This window comes from uncultured Aquabacterium sp. (assembly GCF_913773725.1).
GTDB lineage: Bacteria > Pseudomonadota > Gammaproteobacteria > Burkholderiales > Burkholderiaceae_C > Aquabacterium.
Genome location: NZ_CAJYGK010000113.1, coordinates 1 through 11,735 on the forward strand (window position 1 = coordinate 1; position 11,735 = coordinate 11,735).

General features: G+C 70.1%; 12 protein-coding genes and 1 pseudogene. 10 read left to right on the forward strand and 3 right to left on the reverse strand.

Features of this window, described 5'->3' with window-relative positions:
- The 3 genes from QZ709_RS13305 to QZ709_RS13315 form a co-directional block, all read left to right on the forward strand.
- On the forward strand, window positions 1–1,242 hold a 1,242-nt coding region (locus tag QZ709_RS13305), incomplete at its 5' end, for a DUF6513 domain-containing protein (RefSeq protein ID WP_294637771.1).
- Window positions 1,239–1,847 carry a DUF447 domain-containing protein gene (locus QZ709_RS13310; protein ID WP_294637772.1) on the forward strand — a complete coding sequence of 203 codons (609 nt, stop codon included), beginning with the start codon at window positions 1,239–1,241 and terminating at the stop codon, window positions 1,845–1,847. The genes QZ709_RS13305 and QZ709_RS13310, both read left to right, overlap by 4 nt.
- Entirely contained in the window at window positions 1,844–2,617 is a 774-nt protein-coding gene (locus QZ709_RS13315; RefSeq protein WP_294637773.1) for a (5-formylfuran-3-yl)methyl phosphate synthase, read from the forward strand. Before QZ709_RS13310 ends, QZ709_RS13315 begins: the two co-directional genes overlap by 4 nt.
- Here the strand turns inward: QZ709_RS13315 and QZ709_RS13320 are convergent.
- From QZ709_RS13320 to QZ709_RS13330, 3 genes are read right to left on the reverse strand one after another with little or no spacing between them, the layout of a single operon-like run.
- Window positions 2,557–3,159, reverse strand: a complete 603-nt coding sequence (locus QZ709_RS13320) for an aspartate kinase (protein ID WP_109038765.1) — start codon at window positions 3,157–3,159, stop codon at window positions 2,557–2,559. The genes QZ709_RS13315 and QZ709_RS13320 overlap by 61 nt on opposite strands.
- Window positions 3,147–4,238 (reverse strand): hydantoinase/oxoprolinase family protein, encoded by a 1,092-nt coding sequence (locus QZ709_RS13325; protein WP_294637775.1) that lies wholly within the window; start codon window positions 4,236–4,238, stop codon window positions 3,147–3,149. The genes QZ709_RS13320 and QZ709_RS13325 overlap by 13 nt, the downstream gene beginning before the upstream one ends.
- Window positions 4,231–5,178, reverse strand: coding sequence for an ATP-grasp domain-containing protein (locus tag QZ709_RS13330; protein ID WP_294637777.1), 948 nt, complete (start codon window positions 5,176–5,178; stop codon window positions 4,231–4,233). Before QZ709_RS13330 ends, QZ709_RS13325 begins: the two co-directional genes overlap by 8 nt.
- A gap of 3 nt (window positions 5,179–5,181) precedes the next feature.
- Between QZ709_RS13330 and QZ709_RS13335 the strand changes: the two genes are divergently transcribed.
- The 7 genes and pseudogenes from QZ709_RS13335 to QZ709_RS13365 form a co-directional block, all read left to right on the forward strand.
- A complete protein-coding gene (locus tag QZ709_RS13335; RefSeq protein WP_294637779.1) occupies window positions 5,182–5,880 on the forward strand; it encodes a HisA/HisF-related TIM barrel protein in 699 nt (232 codons plus the stop codon).
- A 248-nt stretch (window positions 5,881–6,128) separates the two neighbouring features.
- Window positions 6,129–7,418 (forward strand): formylmethanofuran dehydrogenase, encoded by a 1,290-nt coding sequence (locus tag QZ709_RS13340; protein ID WP_294637782.1) that lies wholly within the window; start codon window positions 6,129–6,131, stop codon window positions 7,416–7,418.
- Entirely contained in the window at window positions 7,415–9,106 is a 1,692-nt protein-coding gene (locus QZ709_RS13345; RefSeq protein WP_294637783.1) for a formylmethanofuran dehydrogenase subunit A, read from the forward strand. The genes QZ709_RS13340 and QZ709_RS13345 overlap by 4 nt, the downstream gene beginning before the upstream one ends.
- A gap of 5 nt (window positions 9,107–9,111) precedes the next feature.
- The gene (gene fhcD, locus QZ709_RS13350; protein WP_109038759.1) at window positions 9,112–10,035 is read left to right on the forward strand and encodes a formylmethanofuran--tetrahydromethanopterin N-formyltransferase; all 924 of its coding nucleotides are present in this window, start codon (window positions 9,112–9,114) and stop codon (window positions 10,033–10,035) included.
- A complete protein-coding gene (locus tag QZ709_RS13355) occupies window positions 10,032–10,859 on the forward strand; it encodes a formylmethanofuran dehydrogenase subunit C (protein ID WP_294637784.1) in 828 nt (275 codons plus the stop codon). Before fhcD ends, QZ709_RS13355 begins: the two co-directional genes overlap by 4 nt.
- A gap of 45 nt (window positions 10,860–10,904) precedes the next feature.
- Complete coding sequence (gene fae / locus QZ709_RS13360; RefSeq protein ID WP_294637786.1) at window positions 10,905–11,441, forward strand: formaldehyde-activating enzyme; 537 nt, start codon at window positions 10,905–10,907, stop codon at window positions 11,439–11,441.
- A 10-nt stretch (window positions 11,442–11,451) separates the two neighbouring features.
- Window positions 11,452–11,735: pseudogene (locus tag QZ709_RS13365) on the forward strand (chloride transporter); the annotation flags it as partial.

Below are 11,735 nucleotides of genomic sequence, written 5' to 3' on the forward strand. Positions count from 1 at the left end.
GACATGATCCGCCGCCGTGTGCCGGCGCCCGTCCAGGCCGACCGGATGATCGTGCCCGGGCGCTGCATGGGCGACGTCGCCGCCTTGAGCGCCCACTACGGCATCCCGGTGGAGCGGGGCCCGGAAGAGCTCAAGGACCTGCCCCGCTTTTTCAAGCGTGCGCAGCAGCCGGTCGACCTCACGCAGTACCGCACGCGCATCTTTGCCGAAATCGTGGACGCCCCCCGCCTCGATGTCGCAGGCATCCTCGCCCGCGCGCGGCAACACCGGTCGGAAGGGGCGGATGTGATCGACCTCGGCTGTCTGCCGGCCACGCCCTTCCCGCATCTGGAAGACGCCGTCCGGGCGCTGAAGCAAGAGGGCCACACGGTGAGCGTGGACACCCCCGCCCCCCAGGAGCTGCTGCGGGGCGGCCGGGCCGGGGCCGACTACCTGCTGAGCCTCAACATCGACACGCTGTGGGTGGCCGACGAGGTCGCTTCGGTGCCGGTGCTGATTCCGCGCACCCCGACGGACACGGCCTCGCTGGACGAGGCGATTGCGGGCATGCAGGCCCGAGGCCGGCCCTTCCTGGCCGACCCCATCCTCGACCCCCTGCCCTTCGGCTTCACCGAGTCCGTGGTGCGCTACCACGGACTGCGGGCACGCCATCCGGACATCGACATCCTGATGGGCGTGGGCAACCTCACGGAGTTGCTGGAGGCGGACACGAGCGGCATCAATGCGGTGCTGCTGGGCATCGCGGCCGAACTCGACATCGCCGCCATCCTGACCACGCAGGTCAGCGGCCATGCGCGACGTGCCATCCGCGAAGCCGACTGGGCCCGGCGCATCCACCACGCCGCCCACCAGATGCACATGCTGCCCAAGGGGCTGAGCGACGCCCTGATGACCGTGCACGCCAAGCATCCCTTCCCCGACAGCCCCGCCGAGATCGAGCAGACCGCCGCGGCCGTGCGCGACCCGAACTTCCGCGTGCAGGTCTCCGAGCAAGGCATCCACGTTTACAACCGCGACGGGCACCGCCTGGGACAAGACCCCTTCGCACTGTGGCCCACGCTGGGCCTGGAGCACGACGCCTCTCATGCCTTCTACATGGGCGTGGAACTGGCACGGGCGCAGGTGGCCTTTCAGCTGGGCAAGCGGCATGTTCAGGATCAACCACTGAGCTGGGGATGCGCGGTCGACGCGGCTCAGGATGGCGCACACCGTTGCGCCCCACCGGCCCGGGAGCGTGCATGAACGACCAGATCTTCGAAACCGTGGTGAGCACGCTGGACCCACAGGGCACACCACACCTGGCCCCCATGGGCGTGCGCTATCTGGCAGGCGATGCGCCGTCCGTGCGCCTGCTGCCCTTCAAGCCGTCCCGCACGCTGGATCACATCCTGAGCCGGGGGACGGCCGTGCTCAATGTGCTGACGGACACCCGGGTGTTTGCCGGCTGTGTGACCGGCCGCCGCACCTGGCCCACCGTGCCGTTGAACGGCGTGGCGGGGGTGCGCCTCGCCTGTGCGCTGCGGCACCTTGCCCTGCAACTGACCGACGTGCAGCCGGATGCGCAACGCCCCGTGCTGACCCTGTCGGTGGTGCAGGCACAGGACCATGCCCCTTTCCTCGGATTCAACCGGGCGCAGGCCGCGGTCATCGAAGGTGCGGTGCTGGTAAGCCGCCTGCACCTGCTGCCCCTGCACCAGATTCAGAACGAGATGCGTCCACTGCAGGTGGCCATCGACAAGACCGCCGGCCCGCAGGAGCGCGAAGCATGGCAATGGCTGTGCGAGGCCGTGGCCCGCCACGCCCTGCAACTGGACTCCCCGTCCAACCTGAATGGAGCGACCGCATGAATTCCCCCCTCCACGGCGTGCTCGTGAGCGTGCGCAATCTGGACGAAGCATGCCGGGCGCAGGCCGCAGGCGTGGACCTGATCGACCTGAAGGAGCCCGCCGACGGGGCGCTGGGCGGCCTGCCCTGTGCCCTCATCCGTGAGGTGGTCACCGGCCTGCGCGGTCGCGGCCACCATGGTCCGCTCAGCGCCACCATCGGCGACGTGCCCATGACCGAGCTCGACACCATTCTGGCCCGCGTGCAGGCCGTGGCAGCAACTGGAGTGGACATCGTCAAGGTCGGGATCACGTCCGGCCCGGAAGCCGCTGCCGTGATCGATGCCCTCGCGCCCCTGCCCTGCGCCATCATTCCGGTGTTTCTGGCCGACGATGGCCTGGACCCGCTGCTGCTGGACCGCGCCCACCGCGCACGCTTTCCCGCCCTGATGCTGGACACGGCCCGTAAGGACCGGGGCAGCCTGTTCGATGTGCTGGCGCAGGCCGAGCTGCGGGACTTCGTCTCAGCCTGTCATCGCCATGGTCAGGGCGCGGGCCTGGCCGGGGCGCTGCGCTTCCGGCACCTTGCAGATCTGGCCACGCTGTCTCCAGACTATGTCGGCTTCCGCAGCGCCGTGTGCATCGGAGACCGGGCGCAGGGCCTGCAGACCGATCTCGCCCGGGCGCTGATGGCCCAGGCGGCCACATGGGGCCTGTCGCGCAAGCGGCGGCCTCACGCCATCGACGTACCGATGGGCGTCCCGGTGAGCCAGCTGCGCAGCGTCTCGACCTGATCGCTGGACAGGACATCGATCGCCAGGCCTGCGTGGCGGGCCATGGGCTCGAAGGCGGCATCCACGATGCCCCGTGCAGCCCATTCCGCGACGTCCCATCGGGGCTCGACGGCGCACGATTTCACCAGCGTCAGGCGCTCGGCATTGAGCTGGCGTGCCAGCCACAGCGCCAGGCTGTCGGAGGTCACGTCCCAGCTGGTGAGTTCGTCGGGCTGGTCACGCAAGGCCTGCATCGGCATCCACAAGGCCGTGCCCCCGCGGCGCAGCACCCGGCGCACATCGGCTGTCGAGAGCACCGGCTCGAGCGTGCCCACGAGGCTGCGCATCATCATCGCGGTCTGGGCCATGGCCAGCACGGCCATGTTGTGCGCGGCCACGTCATCGAACTGCCAGTGCCGCTGGGCCGTGCGCACCTCGTCTGCAAAGCGCCCGCCACCGGGCACGACGACCACGCGCCCCCGACCCACAGTCGCGAGCAAGGCCAGCCACTCGGGCAGGCGTTCGCCCTCGGCCAGGCTGCCGCCCAGCTTCACGACCCACATGCGGCATCCTCCTGCGCGCACAGACAGGCCACCGCCACGCTCGGCGCACACACATCGGCCCAGGTGGCCGTGTCCGGCGTGGCATCCGAGGCCATCGAGAACGCCACGGTGTTCAGGCGGTGCACAGGGCGGTTCATCATCCGGCCCAGCGCTTCCACCAGAAACTGTCCGCACCCTGCCGCCACCAGCGGCGCATCGGCCGGCAACCCGGCCTGTCGGGACACGCGGTCCACCTGTTCGGCCGTCCAGTCCAGCTGCGCCTGCCGCCAGGTGTGGGCCAGCGCCCGCCAGGCGGGCAGATCGGCGTCTCGCCCGTCCAGCCCGATCAGGCGCGCCAGCCGCTGGCAGCTGCCATCCAGGTCCTTCGCCCCCCCATCGGCCGCCGGGTACTGGTCATGCTCAGCCAGCAGTTCGCCAGTCAGGCGGTACACATCGGCCGTGGTCGCGAAGAACTCGTTCATCACATTGCGCAGCAACCCCGCGAAGGGCACCTGGCGGGCCAGCACACACACCGGCGTGCGCGCCACGCCCAGGTAAACCAGCTCACCCGTGGCCAGCCGGCCGGCGTCCGTCCGACCCAGGGCTCGCACATCGCCACCCCGCAGGGCGATGATGTCGGTCGTCGTGCTGCCGATGTCGACCAGCATCCCGCTGCCCACGGCGCGCGCTGCCACGGCCGCGGTGGCCAGCCAGTTGGCCGAGGCCACGGCCTGCCACGCAGGGCGCAGTGTCTCGAGCGCAGGCCAGCCCGCCTCGCCGGCATAGAACCGAAGACTCTGGCCTGGCAGCGCAGCCATGCGCTGTGCAATGGCCATCACGCCATCTTCTCGGTGGGCGAAGGCATCGACCATTTCCCCGCTCATGGTGACCGCATGGTGCACACGGGCCAGGTCGGGCCAGTGCTGCTGCGCGGCCTGCAGCACCGCATCGAGCTGGTCCAGCCCCTGCCACAGCGGACAGGCCCACTGCCGCACCGCCTGCACGCGGCCTCGCGCCACGCGACAGGCCTTGACATGCGCCCCGCCGATGTCCCAGCCGACATACGGGGTGCCCTCGCTGGTTCCGTCGCGCTCACGCATGCGCCTTCTCCGGCACAGGTCGTCCCTCTGGCGCAAAGACATCGAGCAGCATGGCGCCCAGGCTGAGGCCGGTCGCCTCCGACAGGCCGGCAAACGCCCAGGTCACACGCGGGTTCACCTCGATCACCACGGGCCCGAACACAGGGTGGTCCACGTAGTCGATGCCGACAAAGCCCTTCAGACCCGGTATGGCCGCCACCACCTGTCGTGCCAGCCGCGCAAGCCGGGCCCGTGCCGGATCCCCCTCCCCCATCACATTGCGTGTGAGGCCCGCCATGCTCACGTGGCCGTCGGGGGCCACGTGCATGTGCAGCTGGTTGACACTGACCAGCTTCGTGCCCGATGCGCCCACCACCAGAGACAGGCTCATGGGCAGGCCGTCCACCCAGGGTTCGAGGGTGCTGGTCAGGCCGCGGGCGTCGCGGTCGGCCCAGGCCATCCGCGCCTCTTCTTCGCGTTGGAACCGTTGTGTGGCCAGCGCCCCGGCGCCGTCATCGGGCTTCACGACCCACGCCCGGGCCGCCTGGCGCACCGCCGGGTCCAGCGGTGTCAGCACGCCCACCGCCTCCAGGGCGGCCAGCGTCAGGCTCTTGCTCGTGGCCACCCGGATGGCATCCGGGTCACAGCCCATCCAGCGCGCAGCCGGCACGCTCGCGCAGCACGCCGCCAGCAGGCCCTCGGCCTCGGGCGCCACCGCCCAGATCAGGTCATGGCCCACGGCCAGCCGCGAGAGCAGCGCGGGCGCTGACTCGCCGGGCCGGGCGCGCACGCCACCGTCCTCCCACGGCGCCGTCACGTGCGACACTGTGACGCCCGGAAGCGCCGCCAGGGACGACACCATGGCCGTGCGCATGTCCCGCCCCACGGACAACAGCTCGGCTTGATCGCCTTCCGCTCCCGCGCTGAGGTGTTCGTACACCAACACTGACAAAGGCCTCATGGTATGAACGTGATCCCGGTGATGGATGTGAAAGAGGGGCGCGTGGTCCACGCCCGCCGTGGTGCACGCGACCAGTACCAGTCCGTGCGTTCCGACCTGTGCCCCGGCGATGACCCGATCGAGGTGGCGCAGGCGCTGCTCCGGTACACCGGCGCCCGCCAGCTGTACCTGGCCGACCTCGATGCACTGCAGGGCAAGGGACTGCAAACCGCCGTGCTGGCGCGCCTGAGAACCGCCCTGCCCGACATCTGCCTGTGGGTCGATGCCGGCATCCGGCGCCCGGATGACCTGGACGCCCTGCTGGCTTGCTTCGCGCCCTCGCCCCAGCAACTGGTGGCGGTGCTGGGCAGCGAGTCCCTGTCTTCGCTCGAGGCCCTGCGCGGCTGTCTCGCGCGCCATCCGGCCTGCGCGCTGTCGCTGGACCATCGCCATGGCCAGCCGATCGACCCTGCCGCCTGCTGGTCGTCTCCGCAGGACTGGCCCGAGCGGGTGATTGCCATGAACCTCGACCAGGTCGGTGCCGAATCGGGCCCCGACCTCGGCCTGATCCGGCAGATCCGGTCGCATGCGCCCGACGCCCACGTGCTGGGGGCCGGCGGCATCCGTGATGACGCCGACCTGAACGCGGCCGCCCAGGCCGGCGCCCATGGGTGGCTGGTGGCCAGCGCACTGCACCAGCGGCGGCTTCCACCCGCCCGCTGACAGCAGCAGCGGACGGGGCAAGCGGGTGGCGGCGCAGACCAGGACATGCCGTCGACCAAACAGAATTCATGCCATCGCCCCGCTGACGTTGTCTGGCGATGCCCTGACACCGACGGCGACACACTTTGCCTGCACCGCTGAGCCGCGCCCGCAGGACAGACTGTCCCACCCCTGCCACGCCTTGATCGTGCGTGCGGGGCCGATCCCCGCCGCGCCGCATGGCATGTGCATTGCGTTCATGCCGCCACATGAACGCCCTTTCCGACAGCAGCCACGCCACCCCGGCTGCGGAAACACCCCCCTGGACGTGCCCCTACTGCGCCCTGCTGTGTGACCACGCCGGGGTCGACCTGGCCGACCCGCCTCGCCTGCGCGGGGCCAGCTGCCCGCGGGCCGACGGCGCACTGGCGCACCTGCTGCCGGCAGACAACCCCGAGGCAACCCAGGCATGGGTCAAGGGAACACGCGCCTCCGTGGCCGAAGCGCTGGACGTCGCAGCTCAGTGGCTGAGCCAGTCACGCCGTCCGTTGCTCGGCGGTCTGGCCACCGATGTGGCCGGGGCCCGCGCCCTGTACCGTCTGGCGGCGTGCACCCATGCGGTCGCCGACCACGCGCACGGGCAGGCGCTGCACAACGCCGTGCGTGCCCAGCAGGACAAGGGCACCTTCTACACGACCCTGTCCGAGGTCCTGAACCGCTGCGATCTGCTGGTGTGTGTGGGCACGCAGCCGGCGGCGCGTTATCCGCTGTTCTACGAGCGATGCGGCATCGGCCGCGCCGATCTGCCCCGGCGCCACGTGGTCTACCTGGGGGCCGACGTGGACCCGGCCCTGCCACAGGGTGAGCACGTACACGGCGAAGCGCAGGCCGTCGGGGCGCCGCTGGCGCGGACGCTGTCGGAGCTGGCCGCCTGCGTCCGGGGGCATGTCGCTGCCGATGCACGGGTGGCGGCCTGGCAGCCCCTGGTCGATCGGCTGCGCGCAGCCCGCTATCCGGTGTTCGTATGGGAACCCGGCATGGCCGGCCCGCACGGCGAACTGGTGGGCGAAGCCCTCTACCGGCTGGTGGCCGAGCTCAATGTCCAAGGCCGGGCCACCACGCTGAGCCTCGGTGGCAGCGAGGGCGCCTACGCCGTCAACCAGGCATGGACGTGGCTCTCCGGCCTGCCATTGCGCACCGAGCACAGCCCGGCCGGGCTGACCCACGATCCGGTCCGGCTGGCCGGCGGCCGCCTGCTCGCTCAGGGCGAGGTGGACCTGCTGCTGTGGGTCGCCAGCTTTCAGCCGGGCCTGATCCCACCCGACACCAGCCTGCCGCAGATCATCCTGGGGCGACCCGGCCTGGTCCGTCCCGAAGGCGACGTCGTCTTCATTCCAGTGGCCACGCCCGGCATCGAAGCCGGCGGCCACCTCTTTCGTGCCGATGGCGGCGTCGTGCTGCCCCTGCGGCCCATCCGGCCCTCGTCCCTGCCCACGGTGGCCGAGGTGGTCGAGGGCCTGCTGCAACGCCTTCAGGCACACACCGGAGCCCCGGCATGAGCACCATCCGACTCCAGGGCGGCCGTCTGTACGACCCGACCCACGGCATCGACGGCGTGGTGCGCGACCTCGTCCTCCGTGACGGCCGCATCGTGGACCTGCCCGCCCACGAAGCCGTCGACCAGACGATCGACGTCACCGGCTGCATCGTCATGGCCGGTGGCATCGACATGCACACGCACATCGCCGGCGGCAAGATGAACCTGGCGCGCCTGATGCTGCCGGAAGACCATCGCCGTGGCTTCGATCCCGCCCCCTTGCCGCTCAACCCGCTGGAGCTGGCCTCGTGCGGGCACTGCGCCCCCGGCACACTGCAGACGGGCTACAGCTATGTGAAGATGGGCTACACCAGCGCGTTCGAGCCCGCCATGGCCGCGAGCAACGCCCGCCACACCCACCTCGAGATGGGCGATGTGCCCATCCTCGACCACGGGGCCTATGTGATGCTCGGCAATGACGAGCTGCTGCTCGACATGATGACCCGGCAGCAGCCCATCGAACGCATCCGGGACTACATGGCCTGGACCATCCATGCCACCAAGGCACTCGGTGTGAAGGTGGTGAACCCGGGCGGCATCTCCGCCTTCAAGTTCAACCAGCGCCGGCTCGATGTCGACGAGGCCCACACACACTGGTCCGTCACGCCGCGCCAGATCCTGCAAACGCTCGCGCGTTGCCTGCAGGACCTGGGCATCCCGCACCCACTGCACATCCACACCAGTAACCTGGGTGTGCCGGGCAACATCGCATCGACCCTGAACACCATCGAGGCGCTGGAAGGCCTGCCCGCCCACCTGACGCATGTGCAGTTCCACAGCTATGGCAAGGAAGGGCCGCACAAGTTCTCGTCGGCGGCGGTCGAGCTGGCCGAGGCGGTCAACCGCCACGCCAACATTTCGGTGGACGTGGGCCAGGTCATGTTCGGGCAGACGGTCACCATCTCGGGCGACACCATGCGGCAATGGGCCAACGCCCCCGCCGGCTCGCCCCGCAAGTTCGGCGGCGCCGACATCGAGTGCGACGCAGGCTGCGGCGTGGTGCCCTTCCAGTACCGCGAGAAGAGCTACGTCAACGCGCTGCAGTGGAGCATCGGGCTCGAGCTGTTCCTGCTGATCGACGACCCGTGGCGCGTGGTGCTGACCACCGACCACCCCAACGGCGGGCCCTTCGGCAGCTACCCGCACCTCATCCGCCTGCTGATGGACAAGGCCTTCCGCGATGAACAGCTGGCGCGGCTGCACCCGGATGTCGCCGCCCACGCCCCGCTGCGCGAGATCCGCCGCGAGCTGACGCTGTACGAAATCGCCATCCTGACCCGTGCGGGCCCGGCCCGTTTGCTCGGTCTGTCGGACAAGGGCCACCTGGGCGCTGGCGCCGCGGCCGACGTCGCGGTCTACCGGGTCCAGGATGACATCGAGGCCATGTTCACCACACCGGCCTACGTCTTCAAGGATGGCCTGCTGGTGGCCCAAGCCGGCGAGATCGTCGCCACGCCGACCGGCGGCGTGCACTTTGCCGAGCCCGACTTCGATCCGTCCATCGGCAAGACGCTGCAGTCCTATGCGCGGCGGCATCTGACGGTGAACCCCGCTCATGCGGTCATCGGCCACGACGAGCTGTGCAGCTGCGGTCGCGGCGGGCGCCTGTTGCCCACGGCCTGCTTTCCAACCTCCCCTCTTGCCGCCTGAGCCCCATGCATCTCCAAGGGATCGCCATCGACGACAGCTTTGCAGAGGCCTTTCCGATGAAGGCCACGCGACTGATCGTCACCGCCCACACGCTCGAATGGGCGCGCCATGCGGGCACCGCCGCCACAGGCTTTGCCACCTCCGTGATCGCCTGTGGCTGCGAAGCCGGGATCGAGCGCGAGCTGTCGCCCGACACCACGCCGGACGGCCGCCCGGGCGTTGCCCTGTTGTTCTTCTCGATGTCCGGCAAGGAACTGGCCAAGCAGATCGAACGGCGCGTGGGTCAGTGCGTGCTCACATGCCCCAGCACCGCGGTGTATGCCGGGCTGCCCGAAGGCGAGGCCATGCCGCTGGGCAAGAACCTGCGCTTCTTCGGCGACGGCTGGCAGCAGTCCAAGGTGATCGATGGCGTGCGCTACTGGCGGGTGCCCGTGATGGACGGGGAGTTCGTCGCCCAGGAAAGCACCCCGGTGGTCAAAGGCGTGGGGGGCGGCAACCTGCTGCTGCTGGCCCGGGACACCGACAGCGCGCTGGCTGCTGCCGTGGCGGCGGCCGACGCCATGCGTCAGGTTCCCAACGTGATTCTGCCCTTTCCAGGCGGGGTGGTGCGCTCCGGCTCGAAGGTCGGCAGCAAGTACAAGGCCCTGAGCGCCTCGACCAATGACGCGTTCTGCCCCAGCCTCCTCCACGTGAGCCCGCGCTCCGCGCTGACGCCCGAGGTGGGCAGCGTGCTCGAAATCGTGATCGACGGCCTGAGCGAAGCCGACGTGGCCGCGGCCATGCGCGCCGGCATCGCGGCCGTGACAGGGCACGGCAGCCAGCCTCCGGTGGCCGGCCTGCTGCGCGTGTCCGCTGGCAACTACGGCGGCAAGCTGGGCCCCTACCACTTCCATCTGCGGGATCTGCTGCCCGAAGGAGCGCACGCATGAGCGGCCACCTGCTTCGGCTGCACACGCAGCCCGCGCTCTCGATCGACCTGCACACGCTGCACCCCGAGCGGCTGCGCGGCCTGAGCGCCACCGAGGTCAGCCACCTCCCGCTGCGGCATGGGCGCGATGCGGCCACCGTCGGTGACTTCTGCCATGTGAGCACGGCGACCGACATGCCGGACACGCTCACGCTCGACGGCGACTTCAGCCGCTTCCATCGCATCGGTCAGGGGCTGACGGACGGCCGCATCGTCGTCACAGGCTCAGTGGGTGATCTGGCGGGTGCCGGCATGCGAGGTGGCCAGCTTGTCATCGAAGGACATGCCCGGGACCTGACCGGCTGCGAGATGGCCAGTGGACGGCTCGAGGTCCACGGCAACGTGCGGGACCACGCAGCCGGTGCCCAGGTCGGCAGCCTGGACGGCATGCGTGGCGGCACCTTCATCGTGCGCGGCCATGCCGGCGCCCGGCTGGCCGACCGGATGCGGCGCGGCACCCTGGTGGTCTGCGGCGACACCGGCGATCACCTGGCCTCCCGCATGGTGGCCGGCACCGTGCTGGTGGGCGGCCGCACCGGCGCCCATCCTGCCTGGGGCATGCGCCGCGGCTCCCTGGTCTTCGCGGGCCCCGCCCCTGACCTGGGCCCCACGTTTGCGCCCAACCCCGCCGACGTTCGCGTGGCCTGGCAACTGCTGGCCCGTCATCTTGCCCCGCTGGCTGCCGGGCTCGTTCTCCAGGCCGTCGACCTGCCTCGGAGCGCGCCTGCACGCCGAACCGGTGACCTCTCCGTCAGTGGCATCGGCGACGTCTTCGTGCTCGGTTGACCCCGCGCACTGCCTTCATTCAATTTCCTGAAACCACTTCAAACCATGACCCAGCCTGACTACCTCTTCCACGCCGGCGAAGCCACCGTGTTCGCAGCCGAAGGCCAGTTCACCGACGCCATGCCCGAAGTCCTGATCGGCCGCACCAGTGGCCCCGTCGGCCAGGCCTTTGCCAACATGATGGCGCAGACCAAGGGCCACACCGCGATGTTCGCCATCCGGGCCTGCAACCAGCTGGTCCGCCCGGCCACCATCATGGTGCCCAAGGTCACCCTCAAGGACAGCGCCAACATCGAACTGTTCGGGGGCGTGGTGCAGTCCGCCACGGCCGATGCCGTGGTCGACCTGGTGAGCGAGGGCGTCATCCCGCGTGACCTGGTCAACGAGCTGTGCATCATCAGCCTGGTGTGGATCGACCCGCGGTGCGCGCAGGACCCGCAACTCAGCAAGCGCGACATGTACCGCACCAACTACGAGGCCACCAAGCTGGCGATCCGCCGGGCCCTGGCCAACGAGCCCTCGGTGGACGAGCTGATCGCCAAGCGCCACACCGTCCGTCACGACATGGACGACTGGAGCTGAGGCCAGCGTCATGCACGGCCCCGCCGAGCCCTTCGCGCTGCTGGACGACTGCACGGCGACCCCGGGTCAGCCCTGCAGCCGCCTGTACACCGGCTTCGTGCGGGAGCACCGCTGCGAGAACGCAGCCACGCTGGACGCCCTCTGGCAGGACGTGCAGCGAGATCAGCAGGCCGGCCTGCATGCCGTCGTGCTGGCCGACTACGAATGGGGGCTGGCCCTGGTCGGCCTGCCCCCCCGCCCCCCAGCCTCCGCCGAACAGCAAGCCACATCGCCCGCCTTGCGCGTGCTGATGTT